22 protein-coding genes and 2 pseudogenes are annotated in these 21477 nt (G+C 66.8%); 7 read left to right on the top strand and 17 right to left on the bottom strand.

Annotated elements, in window-relative coordinates; genetic code table 11:
- Positions 1–35: 35 nt before the first annotated feature.
- The 3 genes from BLW85_RS07245 to BLW85_RS07230 all read right to left on the bottom strand — a co-directional run bounded on the left by BLW85_RS07245 (position 36) and on the right by BLW85_RS07230 (position 3662).
- Positions 36–1991, bottom strand: coding sequence for a competence protein CoiA family protein (locus BLW85_RS07245; RefSeq protein ID WP_074991593.1), 1956 nt, complete (start codon positions 1989–1991; stop codon positions 36–38).
- Between the two features lie 987 nt (positions 1992–2978).
- Complete coding sequence (locus BLW85_RS39295) at positions 2979–3170, bottom strand: hypothetical protein (protein ID WP_167381385.1); 192 nt, start codon at positions 3168–3170, stop codon at positions 2979–2981.
- 156 nt (positions 3171–3326) lie between these two features.
- Complete coding sequence (locus BLW85_RS07230) at positions 3327–3662, bottom strand: hypothetical protein (RefSeq protein WP_074991590.1); 336 nt, start codon at positions 3660–3662, stop codon at positions 3327–3329.
- Between the two features lie 189 nt (positions 3663–3851).
- On the opposite strand from BLW85_RS07230, the pseudogene BLW85_RS40060 reads away from it, so the two are divergent.
- Positions 3852–4157, top strand: a pseudogene (locus BLW85_RS40060) (phage terminase small subunit); the annotation flags it as partial.
- Positions 4158–4637: 480 nt separating this feature from the next.
- Here the strand turns inward: BLW85_RS40060 and BLW85_RS07220 are convergent.
- Both BLW85_RS07220 and BLW85_RS38800 read right to left on the bottom strand, forming a co-directional pair.
- Positions 4638–5219: a MarR family transcriptional regulator gene (locus BLW85_RS07220; protein WP_074991588.1), complete on the bottom strand. Its 582-nt coding sequence runs from the start codon at positions 5217–5219 to the stop codon at positions 4638–4640.
- Positions 5220–5243: 24 nt separating this feature from the next.
- Positions 5244–6092: a hypothetical protein gene (locus BLW85_RS38800; protein ID WP_143060426.1), complete on the bottom strand. Its 849-nt coding sequence runs from the start codon at positions 6090–6092 to the stop codon at positions 5244–5246.
- 129 nt (positions 6093–6221) lie between these two features.
- Here BLW85_RS38800 and BLW85_RS07210 point away from each other — a divergent pair, with 129 nt between their 5' ends.
- The 3 genes from BLW85_RS07210 to BLW85_RS40055 are packed head-to-tail and all read left to right on the top strand — an operon-like array spanning position 6222 to position 8051.
- Positions 6222–6497: a multiubiquitin domain-containing protein gene (locus BLW85_RS07210; protein WP_208624821.1), complete on the top strand. Its 276-nt coding sequence runs from the start codon at positions 6222–6224 to the stop codon at positions 6495–6497.
- On the top strand, positions 6472–7653 hold the full coding sequence (locus BLW85_RS07205; RefSeq protein WP_074991582.1) for a ThiF family adenylyltransferase: 1182 nt from the start codon (positions 6472–6474) through the stop codon (positions 7651–7653). Before BLW85_RS07210 ends, BLW85_RS07205 begins: the two co-directional genes overlap by 26 nt.
- Entirely contained in the window at positions 7650–8051 is a 402-nt protein-coding gene (locus BLW85_RS40055) for a ubiquitination-like system serine protease family protein (RefSeq protein WP_074991579.1), read from the top strand. Before BLW85_RS07205 ends, BLW85_RS40055 begins: the two co-directional genes overlap by 4 nt.
- 46 nt (positions 8052–8097) lie before the next feature.
- On the opposite strand, the gene BLW85_RS40570 is transcribed toward BLW85_RS40055, so the two are convergent.
- A complete protein-coding gene (locus BLW85_RS40570; RefSeq protein WP_279628578.1) occupies positions 8098–8229 on the bottom strand; it encodes a hypothetical protein in 132 nt (43 codons plus the stop codon).
- A 117-nt stretch (positions 8230–8346) separates the two neighbouring features.
- Here BLW85_RS40570 and BLW85_RS07190 point away from each other — a divergent pair, with 117 nt between their 5' ends.
- Positions 8347–8946 carry a toll/interleukin-1 receptor domain-containing protein gene (locus BLW85_RS07190; protein ID WP_143060425.1) on the top strand — a complete coding sequence of 200 codons (600 nt, stop codon included), beginning with the start codon at positions 8347–8349 and terminating at the stop codon, positions 8944–8946.
- Positions 8947–9182: 236 nt separating this feature from the next.
- Here the strand turns inward: BLW85_RS07190 and BLW85_RS40050 are convergent.
- Both BLW85_RS40050 and BLW85_RS07180 read right to left on the bottom strand, forming a co-directional pair.
- A pseudogene (locus BLW85_RS40050) lies at positions 9183–9484 on the bottom strand (transposase); the annotation flags it as partial.
- Between the two features lie 125 nt (positions 9485–9609).
- A complete protein-coding gene (locus tag BLW85_RS07180) occupies positions 9610–9885 on the bottom strand; it encodes a helix-turn-helix domain-containing protein (protein WP_079172284.1) in 276 nt (91 codons plus the stop codon).
- A 98-nt stretch (positions 9886–9983) separates the two neighbouring features.
- On the opposite strand from BLW85_RS07180, the gene BLW85_RS07175 reads away from it, so the two are divergent.
- Both BLW85_RS07175 and BLW85_RS07170 read left to right on the top strand, forming a co-directional pair.
- Positions 9984–10871 carry a DUF5655 domain-containing protein gene (locus BLW85_RS07175; RefSeq protein ID WP_074991572.1) on the top strand — a complete coding sequence of 296 codons (888 nt, stop codon included), beginning with the start codon at positions 9984–9986 and terminating at the stop codon, positions 10869–10871.
- 50 nt (positions 10872–10921) lie between these two features.
- Positions 10922–11545 (top strand): hypothetical protein, encoded by a 624-nt coding sequence (locus BLW85_RS07170; RefSeq protein ID WP_074991568.1) that lies wholly within the window; start codon positions 10922–10924, stop codon positions 11543–11545.
- Positions 11546–11581: 36 nt separating this feature from the next.
- Here BLW85_RS07170 and BLW85_RS07165 read toward each other — a convergent pair whose 3' ends face one another.
- The 9 genes from BLW85_RS07165 to BLW85_RS07120 form a co-directional block, all read right to left on the bottom strand.
- Entirely contained in the window at positions 11582–12187 is a 606-nt protein-coding gene (locus BLW85_RS07165; protein WP_143060424.1) for a hypothetical protein, read from the bottom strand.
- Positions 12188–12965: 778 nt separating this feature from the next.
- Positions 12966–13466: an NUDIX domain-containing protein gene (locus tag BLW85_RS07155; protein WP_167381384.1), complete on the bottom strand. Its 501-nt coding sequence runs from the start codon at positions 13464–13466 to the stop codon at positions 12966–12968.
- Positions 13467–13564: 98 nt separating this feature from the next.
- The gene (locus tag BLW85_RS07150; protein ID WP_079172283.1) at positions 13565–13975 is read right to left on the bottom strand and encodes a 2'-5' RNA ligase family protein; all 411 of its coding nucleotides are present in this window, start codon (positions 13973–13975) and stop codon (positions 13565–13567) included.
- Between the two features lie 272 nt (positions 13976–14247).
- A complete protein-coding gene (locus BLW85_RS38330) occupies positions 14248–14796 on the bottom strand; it encodes a hypothetical protein (RefSeq protein ID WP_074991554.1) in 549 nt (182 codons plus the stop codon).
- Between the two features lie 371 nt (positions 14797–15167).
- Complete coding sequence (locus BLW85_RS07140; RefSeq protein WP_074991551.1) at positions 15168–17129, bottom strand: ABC transporter ATP-binding protein; 1962 nt, start codon at positions 17127–17129, stop codon at positions 15168–15170.
- Between the two features lie 177 nt (positions 17130–17306).
- Positions 17307–18359 carry a phosphotransferase enzyme family protein gene (locus BLW85_RS07135; protein WP_074991548.1) on the bottom strand — a complete coding sequence of 351 codons (1053 nt, stop codon included), beginning with the start codon at positions 18357–18359 and terminating at the stop codon, positions 17307–17309.
- Positions 18350–19162 (bottom strand): class I SAM-dependent methyltransferase, encoded by an 813-nt coding sequence (locus BLW85_RS07130; RefSeq protein ID WP_074996001.1) that lies wholly within the window; start codon positions 19160–19162, stop codon positions 18350–18352. The genes BLW85_RS07135 and BLW85_RS07130 overlap by 10 nt, the downstream gene beginning before the upstream one ends.
- Positions 19159–20010 (bottom strand): aminoglycoside phosphotransferase family protein, encoded by an 852-nt coding sequence (locus tag BLW85_RS07125; RefSeq protein ID WP_244174836.1) that lies wholly within the window; start codon positions 20008–20010, stop codon positions 19159–19161. Before BLW85_RS07125 ends, BLW85_RS07130 begins: the two co-directional genes overlap by 4 nt.
- Before the next feature lie 219 nt (positions 20011–20229).
- Positions 20230–21477, bottom strand: a complete 1248-nt coding sequence (locus tag BLW85_RS07120; protein ID WP_074991543.1) for a cytochrome P450 family protein — start codon at positions 21475–21477, stop codon at positions 20230–20232.

The following is a 21477-nucleotide window of genomic DNA, read 5'->3' as shown; positions in this document are numbered from 1 at the left end:
CCGTGAGACTTCCTGACGGATCCGTCTGGCCTCGTTCAGGTCGTCGGTGTCGCGGGCCTGCTTGAACAGCTGCGACAGACGGGCGATGTCTGCTGCCGTCTGCGCCTGGAATGTGTGCTGGTCCTGTCCCGGCGGGACGGGCTCTTCGCGGCGGGCGGGACGGCGGGCGTGCTGTTCTTCGCGGTCGCAGACGCCGGCAGAGGGTGGCCGATGAGGCGATCGAGGTCGTCCAGGAGCCGTTCGCTCTCGCGTTGCCACAGGCGCAGCTCCTGCCTGCGTTGCTGGACACTCTCGTAGAGCCGCTGGTGCTGCTCGCAGTCTTTGACCGTGGTGGCCAGGCGGGCGGCGCGACGGCCGGTGGCGCGGGGCAACGTGGCACGACCCACGGCCAACTGCGCCTTGAGAAGGGTCAGTTGTTCCTGCACGGCCCGCACTTCCGCGGGGCGGGCCGCCTCCGCAATGGCAGCCGATGCCTGTACGGGAGGAGTGCGGTTGCCGTACGCCGTATGCGCAGCACGGATCTGCTCGTCGCTCCACCGGTACAGCGCGGACTCCGAGGCCGGGGCCGAGACTTGAAGCAGGCGCAGCACGGTGGCGAGATAGGACAGCGGACGGCCGGAGGGCGCGCGGACCAGGACGCACAACAGCGACCGGTTCCGATCTCGCGGCTTGTCGACCTCCACGAGGAGGTCCCGGCGCTTGGGATCGGGCAGGTGCGCGAGATCCAGGCCGACCCGCTCGGCCAGCTGTTTCCACGTGGTGGTGGCCCCCTCCCGCGCCACGTCTTCGAGGGCCTGTCGCAGCACAGTCGCGGTGCGGCTGGCCTGGGACTGCGGCGGAATAGTGGTGGGGGCCGGGGCGGGCCGAGTGGCGGGCTTCGGTGCGGGCAGGGGCTCGTCCAGGGCGACGGGGGGACGCCACAGGCCGGTACGTTCCGCATCCAGGCCCTTGAGCTGGATGAGGCTGTCCGCGCGCACCGCCCAGCGGGTGCTCTCACCCGGCCGGTCGGCTTCGGTGACCAGCAGGCGCACCGCGCCCGCCAGCTGGTACACGTACTGCTCGGTGGGGCGGGGTGTGTCGTGGGGCAAGGAGAGCTGGGCCCTGAGGATCCGGTGTCCGGCCGGTTTGATGAAGCCGGAGATCAGGTACCGGCCGCCCTCCACGAGGGGCGAGTCGGTGTCCGGCCGGGCCTCCCCGTCGATCGCGAAGACGATCTCGGCGCCGCGCAGCGGCAGGCTGCCGGCCACGGCGTCGTGGCGTGCGGCGCCCTCGCGGATCAGCCCGCGGCCGCGCAGTTCCTCGAGGTCGAGGGTGATGAGGCCGTCGCCGGTCATCCGGCACTGCTCGAGCGAGGACCAGGCGACCGGGCGGTTCTCGGTGACGGTGCCGATCACCACGCGGCGGCTGTTGCCGTCGGTTTCGCACCGCACCCGCAGGGCATAGCCGTAGCGGGCCGTCATATCCCGGGTGATGGCGCTCTCCAGCCCGAAGACCCACTCTACGTGCCCCTCCTTGGCGGCCAGGCTGTCCGCCGTTCCACGCCAGCTGCGGTAGTCGCTGGGCCGCAGCTCGAAGCGCAGGCGCTGATTCGTGGCACGCAGCACGAAGTCCACGGCATCCCCGGGGCCGTGCCCGAGGCTGCACAACTCGGCCTGCGCCGCGTGCCCCTGGCCCGCCAGCCACTGCGTCACGTGCGCCTTGATGAACAGGTGATCGGCGCTGTCGACGCCGTTGGCCGTGCGATGACAAGCCGCCCGGCTTCCGTCGCGGTCCGGGAAATGGGAGAAGTGACAGACCTTCGTTTCGTAGCGCTTGGTCATCAGCCGCTCGCCGCAGCCACCGAGCAGTGTCCCGCACCAGAAGTCGTCCTTGCCGAACTGGCGGCGGAACTCATCCAGATTGTGCGGCTCCTCAGGCAGGATGACCGGCTGGTCCGAATCCCGGCCTCCCATAACCGCGGTCTGAACGAGACGGAAGTCGATCTGCGCCACCAGCAGCTCCTCCGAAAACAGTCAGCACCCATCCACCCAAGGAATCACACACCCGGCGCGGACACCGCGCCCCGGAGTACCCCTGGCGCCCGCGCAGTCACACATGTCCCGACGGTGCAGCGACGCCGCGCCCGATGAGATTATCCGCCGCGTCGGACAATGCGTCAGGTGTGGTGTGCATTGCCTCCCGGAAATCCCTTGGCGGGCTCCGGTGAGTTGACGTGTGCGGCGCGGCGGGATTCCGAGCCCGAGAAGGACCGCAGGTTTCTCGCTGCACCGCCGAGGGGCGGCGGTCCACGGGCCTCCGCCTCCACCGGTACGGGCCAGTCGTCGCCTGCGCGTCTGGTATCGGCCGCGGCTGGAGGGGGATTTGCGGCACCGGGGACCTATCCGTGTTTTGCCCGGATGCTGCTGCGGGCCCAGCGTGACTTGGGACGTCTCGAACTCCACACCCTTCCACCACCCGCTAGGCAGCGATCCGCACCACACCCGCACGCCCCGGTCATAGGGGCTGTGACACGTGAGGACCCCGTCGGCTAGCTCTGGCGGGGCGTCGTCGTGCAGTCTTGGCCGTCACCCGCGTGAGGTTCCCCCCTAGCGCGACCACCTGGCCGTCGACGCCAACCGGCTCCGCGATGGCACCACCACGGCGATGGCACCCGCCACCGTCGACAATCACTGGGCGCACCTGTCGGTGCTGTTCTCCTAGATCACCGTTGACGCCTCGGCCGGGCTATTCCGCAAAGGCGACCCGTCCAAGAAGGTCGACCCGCTGTGCCTGCCCACCCTGAGGTGCGAGCGCTGGCCGGGGCCCAGGTCCGGACGGTCAAGAACGTGCTGGACCGGATCGAGCGCTTCCATCAGCTCACCGGCCGCCGGCACCGGCCAGCCACCCGCCCTGCACCGACACTGCCACTGCGCGACCGCACTGTTGTCCACCTCATCCTCAGTGCAGCCGCTGGGGGTGTGATGCCGAACTGGGCTTCCTCAGACCGACGCGAACGGTTGCCGGCGGACTGGCCGAAGATCCGACTTCGCGTCCTGCGCCGAGACGGCCATCGCTGCACGGCCCATGATCAGTACGGGCAGCGCTGCGAAGAACCGGCCACGGACGTGGACCACATCGTGCCTGGTGATGACCATCAAGAGGCCAACCTTCGAGCACTCGGCGGGTTTCATCACCGGGCCGAGTCCTCACGCGAGGGAGCCCTCGCTCTGGCCGCCCAGCGGCCGCGCATCAGCAACAGGTTCCGGCGAACTGAGACGCACCCCGGCCTGTTGGGGGCACACAAAGGCCCCGGAGCCTGAAGCTCCGAGGCGATTAACTGAGCAAGATCAACCACAAATGTTCAAGATCCACTGAAAAACGCTGCTCACCCAGATCGCCGTGTCCCCGTGGATTCCCCTATCAACCGTCGTGAACGCTGACAGGAAGGCTACGAGGGCTGCGGCCCCGGCAACCATCCTCTTCCAGCGGCCCCCGGGCGGTTCTGCCCCGTACGCGACGGTGATGTGAATCGTGGGTGGGTTCGCGGGTGGCTGGGCTTCGCTCGCTACGGCCCCATCGCCTCTGCCTCCTTCTTCGGTCTCTTGGCGGAGCCGCACCTGCAAGATGTCGGGCTCGCCGTCTGTGCTGTGCTGGCCATTCTCGAACTGCTCCTTCTTGTTCATGTCCACTCCCAGGTAGCTGGTCTTGTCCGGTGTAGGGACGCCACGGAGATTCGTGACGCCCCACCACCGGGCAAGGCCCCGGCTAGTGGACGGCTGGTGCGACTGAGTACATCATCCCCCCAACACCCGTCCTATAACACCAGCTTGAGGAACATGAGAGGTACGGGGGGATGATCAACGCCCGGCCCTGTACCCAACCGCGAGACCGACCTCGCCCGCCCGCGCAAGCGCAAGGGCGGAGATGTGCAGTCGGTGACGCGGGGCGTTACCCGACCCGCGAAGGTGCCGAACGCTGACCACAATTGGCATCCCATCGCGAAGCGCCTGTGGGACTCCCTGAAGGAGTCCGGCCAGGCCGACTTCTACCAGCAGTCTGACTGGGCCCTCGCTTACTCCCTGTGCGAAGACCTCTCCTTCTACAAGAAGTCGGGGAAGCGGTCGGGTCAGATGCTCCAGACCATCTACAGCGCCTTCGAGCGGCTCCTCGTCGCCTAGGGCGACCGGCGCCGCGTGCGTATCGAGCTGCACGAGCCCGAGCCCGAGGAGCAGTCCGCGGCCGTGCTCGCCATCGCCGACTACAAGGTGCAGGTTGTAAAGACCGTCCATGGGCGTCCACGTCAGTCCAGGGTTGGTGCGTAAGAGCAGGTCAGGCATCGCGGCCCGGGGGAGTCGGCATAGTTGGTGACAGACGTGTGACAGCGCCCGTGACAGCCGGTGATAGGGCGAGGCGCGCCGGGGAGCATGCTGGGGGCCTCTGGCCCCGGAGCCACGAGGCGCATCCCCACCGGAGCGCTCCGGTGGGGCTCGTGACGTCCTCGGCGACCTCCCGCGCAAGATCACCGAGCCCTCCGCTGCCCGGCCAGACCGGGCAGCGGAGGGCTCCTTTCGCAGGTCGTGTTCTCTCTGGGCCTGTGACGGCGGTCCGACGCGGCGGACCACACCAGCAGGGAATCACTGGAAAGACTCCCCGGCTTGCTATGCGTCCCCTCGCCCGTCTCCGGCTGGGGGCAGACGGTAGGTGAACTCCTTCCCGCCCCGCTCGGGTCCAGCAGAACGCTCCCGGTACAAGGCACCGGCCTCGACCAGGCGTTTGAGTCGGTTGTTGGCATTCGGCAACGAGATGCCGAGGGCCTCAGCCAGCTCGGCGGCCCGGAAGTCACCCAGCCGACGTGCTTCGGCATAAGTGCCCGCGAGTATCGAAGCGTCACCCAGCAGCTCGTGGGTGTCGCCGTCGAGAGCGACCTGTTTACGGCGCTCCAGGCAGACAGTGACTCCCTCGCGGGTCTCCTCGTCCAGGCCGATCAGCCGGACGCCGTCGGCGCTGACGTCTCCGGCAGCCAGCAGGAGATAGAACTTGCCGAGGAACTCGTCCACGAAGCTGTTGGTCATCGCTTCCACGCCACAGAAGTCGATGGTCAGCAGGGCGACGCGAGCAGCGGCCGTGAGTTGCTCTTCCAAGGCTCGGCGAGCAGCGCCACCCTTCACCCTGGTGGCGAGAAACGTGCCGTGCTCTTTCACGGGGTAAGTGAGCAGCGTCTCGCGTTTCTGCGGTTTCATTTCATTCATTGAAGCACAGGTCCGTCAAGGGCGATACGAGACTCTCAGCCAGGACCATGTTCCCTGCACAGGGGTGCGTGTGGAGATGCTGCGAGTGACCGCTGCGCGGCGAAGGCGACCGGCGCGCAGCAGGCCGTCGCCGCTGCGCAGGACGAGACGGGTGGCGGCGGTGTCGCTCGTGCCGGCCAGCAGGTCGGGGAGGCCGTTGCCGCGTGTGTCGTGGGTGCCGCTGACCCCGGGTCGCACAGCGTGTTCAAGGGCTTCGGCGCTGGTCGTGATATGAGCATGTTCCGGGTTGCGGCGCAGGTGGGTGAGGACTCCGATGCCGGTGTCGCACACGGCTATCTCCAGGCGCCGATAGCCGGTGGTTTTGCCGCTGTAAGCCTGCGCGGCGATGAACGCACCACAGGTGCTGGCTCCATGGCTGATGGCGTTGTCGATCAGCTCGCCGATGCCTTTGAAGACACGGCGTCCGTCGCGTGGGCCGAGATGCTGGGTGGCCACTCGTCCAAGTCTTTCGCTGATGGCGTCGGCGGTATCGGGACGCAGGGCCGCGACTTCGAGCAGGGTGGCCGAGCGGTCGCTGCGAATCTCCTCGGGGACCTTCCCCTCGACATGCGTGCCTGGCGGCAGGGCTTTGAGCAGGTCCATCCGCTGCACGTAAGCGGTGACGTCCTCGGAGTCGGGGAGCAGCAGGGTCGCGTGTGCATCCACGGCTGCGTGGGCGTGCGCGGCGGCGGCCGCAGCTGTCAGGTCGAGCGGGCTGGCGAACAGCAGGCGCCGGGCGTCCAGGACGATTCGGCCGTCGTCGGTGCTGTGAGTGGCGAGGCTGTCGCGCAACAGCGGATGACGTCCGGCGAGTTCCAGTAGCACGGCCGAACAGCATGCCAGCCGAAGGGATCTGGCGCGAGGTCACCTGCGCGGGTGAGGCCATACACCCTCAGCCCCTCCCGTGCTACGCTTTCACTGTCGTCAATGAAAACGAAGAGGAAGGAGCTGGCCGTGAATCACCCCGACACCCCGAGCGAGATGGGGCACCCGCGCACTTACAAGATCATCGTCAACGGGCAGGAGCGGACCGTGTCCACGGCCACGCTCTCCTTCGAGGAGGTCGTCTCTCTCGCCTTCGACCCGGTACCCACCGGCCCCTACGTCCTCATCACGGTCAGCTTCCGGCATGCCGACCAGAAGCCTGCCGAGGGCACGCTCACCGCAGGCACCAGCGTGCAGATCAAGAACAGGACGGTGTTCAATGTCACCGCAACTGACAAGTCGTAGCCCGGACCTGCGCCGCCTGCAGGAGGAGGGTTACGAGATCGAGGTCCGGTCCGGACTCCTGCTGATGCACCACGTGCCTTACGTGGATGCCCAGCGCCGGGTCCGCTACGGAGTTCTCGTCTCGGAGCTGTCTCTGGCGGGTGACGTGACTGTGGTCCCGGGCACGCACGTCGTCATGTTCAGCGGCGCCGAGCCCTGCAACCACCTGGGGCAGCCGCTCGAAGCCCTCATCAACAGCCGCGGGCGGCAGATCCCGGCGCCGGGGGTCGAGGTCGACTTCACCTTCTCGAGCAAGCCGGCGTCCGGTTACCCGGACTACTACGCCAAGATGACGACCTACGCCGCCATCTTGGCCTCCCAGGCTCAGCAGTTGGACCCTGAGGCCACCGCGATGACGTTCCCCGTCCTCGACGACACTGCCGAGGATTCCGTGTTCCGATACATAGACACTGCCTCCAGCAGGGCCGGCATCGCTACTGTCTCACGCCGCCTTCAGGGCCTGCGTGTTGTCATCGTGGGGCTGGGAGGGACCGGAAGCTACATCCTCGACCTTGTCGCGAAGACTCCCGTGGCGGAGATCCACCTCTACGACGGTGACAAGTTTCTGCAGCACAACACCTTCCGCTCGCCTGGCGCGGTCTCACGCGAAGAGCTTGAGGAGACCCCGAACAAGGCCGAGCACTTCGCTGCCGTCTACGGCCGGATGCACCCCGGCGTCATCGCACACCCCGTATATGTGGACGAGACCAACGCTGAGAAGCTTCGTACGGCGGACTTCGTCTTCTTGTCAGTGGACGACAATACCGCGCGCCGACGGATCGTCGAGGAACTCGAGCGGCACCAGGTGGCGTTCATTGACGTGGGGATGGGCGTGTACCAGACAGACGGACAACTTTCCGGCCTGGTAAGGGCCACCACCAGCACTCCGGCCAGGCGCAAGCACGTGCACGACCACCAGCGCATCCCGGCGGCAGACGGTGCCGGCCCCAACGACTACCAGCGCAACATCCAGATCGCCGATCTCAACGCGCTCAACGCAACGCTGGCCGTGATCAAGTGGAAGAAACTGTGCGGTTTCTACCTGGACCTTGAGCAGGAGTTCCACAGTGTGTACCAGATCGACGGCAACGTCCTGACCAACGAGGACACCCCGTGAGAGCGGTACGGCTCACCCACGAGTTCGTCCACTACATCCCCGAACAGCTGGAATCCGGCGTCCTCTACGTGTCCTTGCCCTTCACAACGGTGGTCCACCTGTGCTGCTGCGGGTGCGGCAACAAGGTCGTGACCCCGCTCAGCCCGACCGACTGGAGCCTCACGTTCGACGGTGCTTCCATCAGCCTCAGCCCTTCCATCGGGAACTGGAGCTACCCTTGCCGATCGCACTACTGGATCCGCGGTAACACCGCCCAGTGGGCCGAACGATGGACGCCGAGACAGATCGAAGCGGCACGCGTCGGCACCGGCCAGTTCGGCCAAGGGCAATCCGAGGGTAGGCGCCGGCCACTCGCCGCTCGCTTCCGACAGCTCGTGCAGCGGTGGCTACGGCAATAGTCTGGGCCCCGGCGGTCGATCCGTCGGGGCCCGAAAGCTTTGGTGGTCAGGCCCGTACGAGCCGGGTGACGGCCCGGGATGCCTCGCTGACCCTTGCCTGGGCCTGCTCGCCGCTCTCCACCATTGTTTCTGTGGCGCAGCCGTTGAGGAGCACGTCGTGCGGGGCGTCAAGCTCCAACTCGAAGACTGAGACCGACCCAGTCAACGCCTGACCATTGGGCGGCGCCATTTGAGCGATCTCGTCAGCTCGACGATTTCCCCTACCTGGGGGAGCCTCCGGTGGGAGGCTGTGTTCATGCACGCCTTCATCTCTCACAACCACCGCGACAAGCCCCAAGTAACCCCACTTGCCGCCCGCTTGCGACTGCTCGGCGTGGACGTCTGGCTCGATTCATGGAAGATCCGACCTGGGGACCGGATCCCCGGCAAGGTCAACGAGGCGCTGGGGCTCGTAGACACCGTCATGGTCTTCTGGTCCGCCAACTCTTCGAAGTCCCTTTGGGTGAACACAGAGTGGGAGGCCGCCCTCACACGGCGACTGCGGGATGACTCTGTCCGCGTCATCCCGGTTGTCCTCGACGACACCCCGCTTCCGCCGCTTCTTGAGTCGATCATGTGGGTTTCCCTGGTTGACGGTGATGTGGATCGAGCTGCCCGGGAACTCGTAGGTGTGGGCTCCCAAGCAGAACTCCTGAAGGCGATGCAGCGGACGGTTGAGGAGTCCGGACTCGAATACAGGTACTTCCACGGGTTTGGCGTCATCGTTGGCTGTCCCCAGTGCGGAGCTCCAAGTTCGAAGTTGGAGGGCTGGAGCGCCGTTGATCACGCCCGAGACGACATGTACGCGGGAGTCCGTTGCGCTGAATGCGGGTGGGACGAGGGCGGCGAAGTCTGACTACAGCGCGCCCACCGGACCGAGTTTCCTCGGGTTGGCGTTGTCCTCGCTATAGGGGTTGCGGGACAAGCAGAAGCCCCCGCCGGAGTATGCGGACGCTGTCGGTAAAACCGCCCCGCTGGATCTCATCCGGCGGGGCGGAGTGCAGCGGAAGGTAAGACGCGGGTGCGAGCGAGGGGCTTGCCGCTGAGCCAGGCATCGATGCGGACGAGGCTGACGGCCGCGCCGGTGAAGTGGTCTGCCAGTTCCAGCGGCAGGGCGTACTTCCAGTCCCGACGCGAGCGGACTGCGTGCGCTGCCTGCCGGTCGGGTCAGACCCTCCGCGAACTGCAGCACCGACACCAGCGCCAGCAGCGCGCAGGGGACACCACCGGCCGCCCCCTGCACCGCAAACAGTTGCGTGAAGTCGGCATCGGCGAGGACTGGCCCGAGCACATCCCGCACCCGCGTCACCAGACAGCTCTTCGGGAACGCCGCACGCGTCAACCCGCACGGCCTTCTCCGGGATCTCCGCCAGCTTCACCCCGCGCAACGACACGAACCCACCCCTGAATACGACGACGGCCTGCACAACCCCAACCGGGTCGTACAGGCCGTCGTCATGCAGGCCCCGGATTTACCAACAGCGTCCGGAGCATCCGGCGGGGCTTCTGCGTGCAGAGGTCACGCTGGCGCTTGGTGTGTGTTGTGGGTTCCGCTGTACTCGGGCTCGCCGCTGTCGAGGACGCGGAGTAGGGAGGCGGTGACGACGCGGGTGCTGCGGCCGATGCGTAGTACCCGGCAGGGGAACTCGCCGCGGCGGACCAGGTCGTACCCCTTGGCCCGGGAGACCCCGAAAGCCCTGGAGGCATCTTCTACGCTGCCTGTTCCGCCCCAGGTGGCGCGGATGCGGGCGGGGCTATGAGGGGCGCCCTGTGGCGGGTTGTCCTGTCGGTGCATGTGTTGCGCGTTGATCCCTTCTCGAAAAGGCGGTGGTGGCGGAAATATCCCTGGACGGTGCGATGTTCCCCTCTGGCATCGTGATCGAGAGTGGGGGAGTGGTCGGTCTGAAGCTGTTCAGCACGGGAGGCGGCGTTGCCGAGGTGATGCCGCGTCTCGCGGACGTCGAGGCGGATGTGCAGGATCTCGTCGAGGCGCACATGGACAAGATGCTGGGCGTCACGTTCCTGGCGAGCGAGTACGTCATCGACTGCGTCGACGGCGGGCGGATCGACTCGCTGGGTCTCGACGAGAACGGTGCGCCGGTGATCGTCGAGTACAAGCGCGGCACCGACGCAGGTGTGATCAACCAGGGCCTCTACTACATGGCGTGGCTCATGGCCCACAAGGATGCCTTCCGGAACCTGGTCCGCGACCGGCTCGGGGGCACGGCCGCGTCCCAGATCCTGTGGAGCGCACCCCGGCTGATCTGTGTTGCCGGCGACTTCACTCGCTACGACGCGCACGCCGTACGCGAGCACCGGCGCTCCATCGACCTGGTCCGCTACCGATACTTCGGCAACGACCTCTTCGGCCTTGAGACCGTGGCTTCCGTCACGGGGCACTCGACCGCGACCAAACGGGGTCGCCGGCTCGTGGCCGGGGTGCCGTCGACTCGGAGCCAGGACGGAGCGATGGCGCAGCTGGCCGATGCGGTCGACAAGGTGCTGCTCGGTCTGGGGGACGGCGTCACCCGTGTCCAGCGCAAGCAGTACCGCGCCTACCAGCGGCTGCGGAACTTCGCCTGCGTCTGCCCGCCGCAGCAGACCAAGCTCCTCGTCTACCTGAAGGCCGACCCGAAGACGGTCGACCTGGTTCCCGGCTTCACCCGGGATGTGACGGGGCTCGGTCACCACGGCACGGGTGACCTGGAGCTGCGGCTGCGTACGGAGCGGGACCTGGAGCGCGCCCAGGACCTGTTCCGCCTCAGCTACGCCGCGGCGTAGGGGGCGTTCGGTGCTCCCAGGAATGGACGGCCCGAGGTGCGGATGAAGTTGTGCTCTTCGTCGTGGTGGTCGCCTTTCGACGTGGCGGTCAGGGGTGGCGGTGGATCTCCAAGGATGCGGCTGGATCCCCGGCTTCGGTAACCGGGGATCCGCCGTTGGCGAAGATCCGATACGAACTCGACGTTCCTGCTGCCCTGCACGAGACCCTCAACGATCACTGCCCGCCGCAGCCCACGCCAACCGATACCGACTGGTACTGCACCGTGCGGCACTGGGCCGAGGACCGTGCAGCCCCAGTGTCGATGCAGCAGCGGCGAGCCTGGGCGATGGCCAACGCACAGGGACCGGACACGGACCCGCGCTGGATCCCCGCGAGCCACCAACCCATCGAGTACATCGACGCACACCCGCAGAGCTTCTTCCACAGGTCTGTAGACGTCCTGAGCAGCACCGTCGACAAGCCTCTCCTCGCCGACTGTGGAGGTATCACTCCGATGTCCGCCGTGAAGATCACGGGCGGAGCGCACGACGGGGCCTGCGGCCGGGTGCTCAAGGCGGTCTGGGGACGAGACGATGTCGCCCGTGCCGTGACGGCGCCCACTTCCTACGAGATCACGTATGGCTCCCAGTCGAGGGTCGTGATCCCCACAGAATTCGTACGTCCGAGCGTCTAACGTTCCCTCAACGAGATAGGCACGAGGCCGACGCTCTCAGAGCGCCTCCGTCGGATCCTCTCGGTCACGCATCGTCCAGTGGTCGGCCGGGGCGACGCGGAGACGGTAAGTGTCGGTTGCCATCGTGACGTCGATCCGCTCAGGTGGAAGGGGCAGAAGCGCACGGCGGGGATAGCCGGGCGGAATGTCGGTGTGCTGTTCGCACCACCAGCGGGCCCACCCGTGGACCACAGATGGATACAGTTCGGGCTGCCCGGGCTCCGTGCTGCGGACCCGGACCGTGTAGCCCACCCGCTCCAGGACTGCCGGCGGCTGGACGCAGACCCACACGAGTGCCTCGCGATCGCTCGTCACCGCGCCCACGACTGCTGCCACGGGATTCGACTGCACTGCCCTGTCAAGGACGACGTGAGGGATGGAGGCTGATCGAGCATCGGCGACAACGACGGAGGCATTCTCGCTCGCTGGGTGAATGCCCGTCGGCGCCACTAGATGAAGCGCCCGGCCATCCCCGTCCTCCCGCACAACGGACAGATCGTGGCGGATCACACGGATCCGTACCTTGCCTTGCGTACCTTCTTCTACCTCAGTCTCCACGCCGCTGACTGCCACAACAGCCTCAGCCGTGGTTACACTCGCCATGCCAAGCCCCCTTCGAACCAGCCCCGCAGTGAGTGTGTCACCGCTCGACCCGACGAGACCACCCCGCCACGCGTACGGCCGTCCAGCGACAGGCACACCTAGTGCGCTATTCAGTCGTCTCATTCTCGGGCGTGTCCGCCACCGCCTGATCGAGACGGGCCGTCGCGCCATGGACCTTGCCGTCCTCCCGATGACGATCTGCTGCGCAGGCGGCCGAACCGGTGCAGCAGCGCGATCGCTCCTTCTGTAGCCCAGCGGTACACGCCCAGGCCGGGACCGTGCCCGGTGCCGCGCCGGGCGACGTGGGGGTGATCTGGAACCGGCAGACCTTGTCCCGTTGAACTCGTGGTCGTAGCCGCAGTCGGTGTACAGGCGCTTGGGGCGGCGCAGTGGCTGGACGCGCTTGCCGTACGGCAGAGCCGCCGTGCCTACGTCGCAAGTACCGCTACGTGGTAGGCGGTACCTGGAGCGGGAGGGTTGCCCCGGCGATTGCAGCGAGAGCATCAAGCAGCGGCATCAACTGCACGAGACGGTCGGCTGGCCGGTCATCCCAGCAAAGGATGGCCTCGTGTACTAGTTCAACCAAGACAGCATTCCGGTGCCTCAACACATCCTGGTGCGCTCTCAGCTGCGCGAGGGCGTCATCCAGGTCGCCGAGCGTCCCGTCCCCAGTGGAGGGAACCTGTCCAAAGGACTGACTGTCGGCTAGGTCGAGTAGCGCCAGGTATAGCTCCCACGCTGCCTGACGCTCTTCCGGCCGTTCTTCCATGTCCGCACTCTATGCGTGAGCGTGTTCGGCCAGAAGGAGCGCGGTCACGCTTCCCGCATCGGTGATCTCGCCGTCCCGTACGGCTGTGACGGCATCCCGGAGTGGGCGCAGATGCTGGGTCATGCCGAGCTCCGTGGTGTCCCGCCGCGTTACTCCACGCCGCAGACTGGTCGCGATGAAAAGAAACGTGCGTGCCGAGGTGACCGCCGGCAGGGGATCGATCGCGCCCAATGGGCGCAGATTGTCGGCCACGAAGCCAGTCTCCTCCTCCAGTTCCCGAAGGGCCGCTTCCGCAGGGGCCTGTCCACCGCAGCCGCCGCCGGGCAGGTGTAGGACGCGTCGTCCCTGGAGGTAGAAGTCATCCTCGACCAGAACGACGTGCCCTCGGTCGTCGAGGGCGACGACCCGCACAGCGTCGTCGACGCTGACGTGATCGTAAGTGTCGGCGCGTCCGTCCGGGCGGAGGACTGAGTCCCGGTGCAGGGAGATGAAAGCCCCCTGATGGATCAACTTGGTCGCTGTCCGTACCCACCCCATGGCGCTCGCCTCGCCCCCGGAGGTAGGCCACTGAGGCGATTTGCCTGAACCACGGCGGGCCGCGGCGCCGGTCACTCGCCGCTACCCAGAGGTACGTCGAGGATCCGGTCGAACATGATCTCCCGCCTGTTGTGCCACTGGGCAACGAGGCTGATCTTGTCCACTCGCAGCGTCACGGGGCCGGGGCCGTTGTCGCTGAGCCACACTTTCATCGGGAGCCGAGCAACATCATCCACGCCGTAGGCAATGCTCGCGTGGGGGTAATGGGCCGCGGGCAGGGGCTGGTATTGGCCGAGTGTGGCCGCCACGGTGGCGTCGGCAGTCAGTTGCCACAGTGGACGAGAGGCAGTTCCCGGGCGCCCCGCGCACTCGATGGCGACGCTTCCCACACAAGCCCTCTGGAGAGTGAGGTCCACCGGGGCGATCCCGGTGCAACCTTCCCGCACCTGCTCGACCATGTCGGCCACCTCCTGATCAGACATCTCCTTTACCGGAGGCCCGTGCAAGACGGTGACGTGGAAGTTTCTCGGCCGTACCGGGGCAAGGCTCGGTCGGTGGGTCAGTTCCCGGTAGGGCTCGAACAGCGTCTCCTCCACCCACTCGGGCGAGGCGAGCAGATGCCAGTGGTAGTCGCGGCGGCCCTCAGGCCACCGGTGGACAACCGTGGAGAAGAAGTCCTTTACGATGAACTCTCCGTTCCTGTGTTCCAGTGTGGAAGTTGTTCGACTCGCGATCGGGTCAGCATTCCTGGACGTCAGCGGGGCCCGTCGACGTGTTGCCGTGCGGTCTCGGCCTGGTCGGTGGCTTGGCGGAGGGAAGCAGCCGCTGCTGCGATCGACTCGGTGTCGCGCAAATGGATCGCGTGAACCAGGTCTTCGCCCGCAGCCAGCACTGACATGTGCCCCAGAATGAGTAGCTCGGATTCCGAGAGCGCGCGGCAGTAGCCCTTGAAGAACCAGTCACGCAGGTTCGGCTGCTCTGCCCACAGCAGTGCCGGCCGCGCGAGGTCGATGACGGCAGCCATGATCTGTGACCGGCCGAACCCCGCGAGAGACAGGACCTGAGCCTGGCTCTGCCATTCCCAAGCCGCGGGACCAAACGTGCCATGGCAGAAAGCGGCCGGTAGATCCCGCACGTGTTCCAACACGACGGCCGCAGACCGCTCAACGGCATCGGACTGTGTCCTGGGCACCGCTGCACCGACCTGGCGGACGAGGGCGCGGATGCGTTGCACATAGAGCACCGTGGTCCGCGTCGCTTGGCTGCGCGCTTTCTCAGCGCGAGTTGCACTGTCGTGCAGCACTCGCAGCAGGTGACCCGCGTCCTCGTGCACTCGCGGCAACAGGCGGAGATTTGCTGTGTCAACGCGCCATCCCCTCGGTTGCACGGTCAGCAAACTCCTGAGTCGTGGTTCGCTGGCGAGTAACCGTGGACCGTGGCTGGGGCTGAGATGACGGATAGCGTGGCGGTGAGCGTAGACCTCGCGGCGGAAGTCGTCATCGGTGCGCGTGATACGGAGGTCGATGAGCCCCTGAGGCGAGGACATACGCCACGTCCGAGCACCGCTGAGGTCGGCCGGCAAGGCCCAGGCGGCCTGCCTTCCTACGTGGCCTCTGGCCCATTCAGCGGCCTCGGCGGGTATGGCGGTCGGTGTCATCTCATTCTTCCCGGGGATCAGAACAAGGCGTGCTGATTGGGTGCAACGTCGTGTTCGGCGGACGCAGGGGCTGGGATATGTCCGGACCGCTCGTTCTGTAGGTCCCACAACTCGCGGAACAGGCCGCTGCGGTTCGCCAGAAGCTCGGCGAAGGGGCCGTGCTGGACGACCCGGCCCTTGTTGAGGACCACGATGCGGTCGGCAATTGCGACATTGGTAAGGCGATGCGTGACGAGGATGACGGCACGATCGGCGGCGTGACGGCGTAGGCCAGAGAAGATGCGATGTTCGGCTCTCGGGTCCAGCGCAGCGGTCGGTTCATCCAGGACGAGCAGTCCGGCAGGGCGATGGAAGGCTCGGGCGATTGCGATGCGCTGCCATTGCCCGCCCGACAGTTCCTGACCGCCCCACCATTCCCTGGCGAGCAGTGTGTTCAGGCCGCTGCGGAGATCATCGATGACTTCGTCGGCGCCTGCTGCCCGAGCGGCATCGAGGACGGTGTCGTCTCCCTTGGGCGTGGGCTGGCCCAGGGTGATGTTTTCTCGTGCTGACAGGGGCCAGCAAGCGAAGTTCTGCGGCACCACGGCGATCCGCGACCAGGCGGCCTCCGCATCGAGGTTCCTGGTATCGACGCCGTCCCAGGCGATCAGTCCCTGATCGGGAAGGTAGAGCGCGGACAGGAGTTTGCTGAGGGTGGTCTTGCCCGACCCGTTCTCGCCCACCAGCGCCAGGACCTCGCCGCGCCGGACTTCCAGGGACACGGCGTCGAGGGCGGGCCGGTCGGCGTTCGGGTACCTGAAGGTGACGTTGTCAGCGCGTACGACCGTGGGCCCGGTGGGGATCTCGGTGCCACGGTTGATGCGGTGACCGCCGGCTTCGTCGATGAAGTCGGCCCAATCGTCCAAATACATGCCGGTACGGAAGAGTTGGGCGCCGTAGCCGATGATCCCGTCGAGGCTGCTGCTGACGCGGCTGAGAGCGAGGAACGCGGTACCCAGGGCGGCGACGGAGATATGGCCGGCGGCAACGAGCAGTCCGAGGGCGGCCCAGACGACCGCGCTGGCGAAGCCGCCGGCGGCCCCGCCGAGCAGCGAGATCTTGGCGCTGCGCAACGTGGCTTGGTCGGTGGTCTTGTCGATCTCTTGTCCGGTGGCGCGATACCTGCCGATCAGGAAACGGGCCATCGTGCCGGACCGGATCTGGTCTGCGGTCTGCTTGTCGACCAGGTACCAGCGCAACATCCCGAGCAGCCGGCGGTCCTTCGCGGTGTTCAGCGAGGCGATGTACGTGACCCGTGCCGCCCTCACGCTCGACAGGCCCTTCGGGAGCGCCGCGAGGATGAGCAGCGGCAGCAAGACCGGATGGACAGCCGTCAGCGCGCAGAAGGACGCGATCAGCGAGGCGGCAGCTGCGAGGATGTACTGGCACTGGGTGAGCAGCTCGCGAGAGACGTCCACGCCGCGGTCAGCGGCATCCCAGCGATCGTTGTATCCCGGGTTGTCGTAGGCGGACAGCTCCGCATGCGTCGCGGCGTCCAGCAACTTCAGTTCGGCTTCTCGGGAGATCCGGGGAGCGAGCCGGGCCGAGAGTGCCGTGCTCGCGATGCCGAGCAGTGCGCGAAGTCCAATGGCTCCGACGACCACCGTCAGCGAGGGAGCGGCAGCCAGGAGTTGATCTGCGGACAGGTGCCCGGACGTGATCACGGGCTTGATCACGCCAGTGGTGGCGAGCAGCCCGAAGGCCTCCAGCACCCCGGAGGCAACCTCACAGACAAGCAACGCGATCACGGAGTGGCGGTCCACCTGCCAGCCGAGCGCCATGGCACGCCGCATCAGCTGTGGCATACGGCGTTTCATGGAGCGCGTCGTGATCGCGTTACCGACCTCGATGCGCCGGTCTGCCTGGCCGAGGAACTTCAGCTGCTCGTCCGGCTGCTCATTTTCTGTTGCAGAGAGCGCGCCCTTCTTCGGCTCCGTCATCGGCGCCGTCCCTCCTCCGCCGCACTGCCGCAGGGCACGGGCATGGTGCACACGCCGACTGCTGCGGGTGACCTGCGTGGGTTGATCACTGTGTGATCCAAGACGTCCCCCTCGGGGCGGGTAGGGATGAGGCGACTGCTGGCGTGCACGCTGACGCGGCCGTGGTGAGAGAGCTCGTCACGCGCCGCCTCCACCGGTCGAGAGGCCGGAGAAGGCGTCGTCGAGTTCGTCGAGATGGTTCAGGAGCAGGCGGATCGTCGTCTGCCGCTCCTGCCAGTGCTGCTTCAGATCAGCCTCGGCCGCCGGGGGCAGGTTGTATTCGCTGGTGGTGGCACCGTAGAAGCTGAACAGCATGTACAGGAGCGCGATCCGTGCACAGGCCCTTACCTCCACCAGGGGCAGGCTCGGGTTCTCGGCGAGATATGAGCCGATCATTGCCCGCGCGCATGCGATCCAGTCCGGGCTGTTGGCGACGGTACGTGGGTCGAAAGCGGCCCGGCCCAGTTCCCAGGCCGGCATGGCGCATGCGCCGCGGAAGTCGATGACGCCGGCGACGGCATCGCCACGAATGATCAGGTTGGTACGGGAGAGGTCCGCGTGCAGAGCCTGCTCCACGAGTTTGGCCGGCAGTTGCTCCCGCAGGCGGTGCACATGCTCGAACAGGTCCTCCCGCCGCTGCTCGAGGTCCAGTCTCAGCTGATGGAGATCGGCGTGCCCATGTCGGAGCGCGACGGCCAAGACACTGGCGCACCTGGCCACGCCGTCTTCCACGGGGGCGGTCCGCCAGCGTGAGTGCTGCACTTGCTGCGGTAACGGGTAGGCGGCGAGCGCCCGGTGCATGCGCCCCATCACGACGCCGATGTGTTCAGCGAGGGGAACCGTCATCGCCGTAGTGGCCACCCGCCCGGGCACCTCGTCGGTCACCGCCCAGGCACAGCCCTCCGCGATCGTGACAAGGTCACCGTCTGCGTCCGGCCACACGCGCGGGACGGGAATCCGGGCGGCGCGGCAGTACTCCGACATGTTCCAGGCCCTCCGTGCCGCAGCAAGATCTGCCGTGGGCCGGTATTCCTTCACAAAGAGCGGCCGCCCGTCCTCGGTCAGGACCCACCGGTTGATCGTGTCCGTGCCCATGTGCACCGGCTCGACCATGCCGACAATGAGCCCATACCTGTCCTCCAGCACATCAACCATCAGAGCCGCGCCGCGGTCGGAGTCGTTCACGTCCATGTCACGTCCCTGGAAGGTGAAGGGCGACGTGCGGCGAGCACCGTGAAGGCGTTGTCCTCCACGAGGTGGCCGGCGTCCGTGAGCGGGCCGAGAATCTCGGTGAGGCGCGTCTCGAATGCGCGGCGGTTGTTGCCGAACAGATGCGGGGCCGCGAACGAGGTCGAGTACAGGTAGCCGACGACCTCGGTGATCGTCCATAGGCGCCGCACCGGGATGACCGCGCCGGTCACATCCGAGAAGGCGGAGCTGCGCAGCACCCCCTCGTACGGCGGGCCGGGTGGCGCGAACGTGCCAGCGCCCGCATGCCGCTGTTCACCGAGGAACTCCTGGACGACTGTTCGCGCAGCCTGCTGCCAGGTGCTGCTGGCCGTCCACAGACTGCGATCGCTGAATACGGCGACGATGCCCTCCGGGGCAACGTATTCATCGAGCCGTTCAAGGAAACGGGGCTGGTCGAGCCAGTGGAAGACACGTCCGCAGGTCACGAGTTGCGGACGCCATCCGTCCGGCGGCACAAAGTCCTCGGCAAAGGCGTGCCGGATCTGCAGCCGATGGGTGGGAGGGAGATCGGGACGGAGCACTCCTTCTGCCTCGACGAGCATCGCGACATCTGCGTCGACCGCGATGACATCATCGAAGTAGGGCAGGAGAGCGTGAACGACGGTTCCCGGTCCGGTGCCGATGTCCAGCAGGCGCCGCGGCGAGGCCGTCGGAGCTGTCTGGTCGAGAAGCCTGGCCAGTTCGTCTGGGATGACGGGGCGGAAGCGCCGGTAGTAGGAGGCGGTTCCGGAGAAGGCGTTCATGCCCGCCACCCCGTCCACGCGCGGCTGCGATTCTCCAGGCGCAGGTTCTCCAGCATGGTGTGGGCCTCGTCGACCAGGCCGAGGTCGCGGTGCTGGTTGCCCCAAGTCAGCGAGTCGACTGCATCCAGGGCTCCGTACGCCCGGCATGCCGCCAGTTCCTCCTCAGTGAGGGGGCGGCCGTAGCCGTAGTGGAACGCGGCATCCAGATCCGGGCGCTGCAGCAGGATCCGGTAGCGGAGGCGGCTGAGATCCCGACGCGACGCAGGCTGGAGTTCAGCTCGCTCGAAGTCGATGATCCGCAGTAGTTGTTCGGCCTCGTCCCACATCCAGTTCTTGGGCATGTAGTCGCCGTGTCCGGCAACGTGCGGCAGGGAGGGGGGAGCCTTATCGAGGAGCGCCCGCACCACCGAGATCTCGTGCGCTGGAATGCACGGGGCTGCAGAGTGCCGAAGCCGCGCGACCGTCTCGTCCCACTGCTCTTGGGCCACCTGTGCGGCTGGCTGTGTGGCTGCCGCAGAGTGATGCCGGGCGAGGAGTTCGCCCGCTTGCTCATACGCCTTACGCTCCTGCTCGGCCGGCAGGCGGAGCGTGTCGAGGCTCCGCCCGGGGACGGCGGTGACGAGGATGGTGCGCGAAGCGGCGTCCGAGGCGAGGAGTTCTGGTGCCCGGCCCCGCTTGAGAGAGGCCGTCCAGTTTCCGTATGCGTTGACCTCCCTGGCGTGCAGTTTGGGACCCACGTGTTGCTTCGCGAACCACCTGTCCCCGTTGGGTGTGTGGATCTCCCAGAGGGACGGACGGATGTCGCCAGGCCTGGGATGTTCAGCCGCCACGGTGTAGGTCTCGGTCACCGATCCCACCAACCGGTGGAGCGCGGTAGGCATAGCGGTCACCTCGGTGCCCTTTCGTTCGCCGAGCCGTCCACCCAGTACGACTCGCTGTGATCAGGTGGATGCCCTGAGTGTCTGTCGTTGGTTGCGTAGCTTGCCAAGGGGCACTGACAACAGGTGCTGAGCTGGGCGTTCACGCGCCAGCTCAGCGACGTAGCGCCTGAGCGGCAATCGCCCAGGTCAATCCGACGGTCGCTGGGGTTCCAGATAGACGGGCAGCGTGCGATGCCCGTTGATCAGGAGACTCGCCAGTGGTTCGAGGTCGTCGGCGGGCACAGCGAGTGCCATGTCCGGGAAACGCTCGAAGAGCGTGGGGAGAGCGATTCGTGCCTCGGCGCGGGCCAGGGGTGCTCCGAGGCAGAAGTGGGCACCGTGGCCGAAGGCGAGATGCTGCCTGTCCTTCCGCAGGAAATCGAACTTCCCCGCCGCGCCGCCGTGCAGGGTGGGGTGGCGACCGGCTACCCCAAGGGAGGCCAGGATGGCCTCGCCTTGGCGGATCAGGATCCCGTCCGGGAGGGAGATGTCCTCGACGGCGTACCGCATGGGTAGGTGCACGGCGGGGGAGGCGTACCGGAGTGTCTCCTCGATCACGTCGTCCCACGACGCCTTCTCGGTTCGGACGTGGGTCAACTGGTCGGGGTGAGTGAGCAGCGCGGTGACGGCCTGGTCGAGAAGGTTGACGGTCGTCTCGTAGCCGGCAGAGATGACCAGCAGCAGTATGTCGAGGAGTTCCTTCTCGGTGAGAACGGAACCGTCGCCCTCGTCGTCACGAGCGGTGATGAGCGCCGACGTCAGGTCCGCGCCGGGCGCAGACCGCTTCGCCGCGACCAGTTCGGTAAGGATGCCGTACAGCGCCACGTTGTTGGCGTCGGCCTCGTCCTTGTTCAGCGTGGTGTCGAAGACTCCGTCGACCACCGTTCGGAACCTGGGCCAGACTTCCTCCGGCAGACCCATGAGGTCACCGATGACCTGGATCGGCAGAGGGAAGGCCAGAGCCTCGCGCAGTTCGACGACCGCGCCGGGCTTGGTCCCGGCCATCTGATCGATGAGGCGGGTCGTGATCTGTTCGATGCGCGGCACCATCGCGGTCGTGCGTCGCGCGGTGAATGCCTTGCCGACAAGGCGTCGCAGCCGCCGATGGTCGTCTCCATAGGCGGTGAACATATTGTCCACCCCGACCCACAGGGCCAACGGCCATTTCTCCGTGATCTCGCCGTTGATGAACGCCGGCCAGTGCTTGCTGGCGTCCTTGGACACCCGCGGATCGTTGAGGAGGCCCTTGAGTATGAACGGGTCGCTGACCGACCAGGCGGTGACGCCCAGGATGTCCACCAGCATTGCGGAGCCGGCGGCGCGGAGGGCGGCTTCTTCTGACGGGCGAGCCCGTCCTGTCGGGTCGAGAACGAGTGGCGCGAGGCGGCTGTCCAC

It is taken from the genome of Streptomyces misionensis, from assembly GCF_900104815.1.
In the GTDB taxonomy this organism is placed as follows: domain Bacteria; phylum Actinomycetota; class Actinomycetes; order Streptomycetales; family Streptomycetaceae; genus Streptomyces; species Streptomyces misionensis.
The sequence above is the reverse complement of the archived record's forward strand: the minus strand, read 5'-3'. Positions and strand labels throughout refer to the sequence as shown.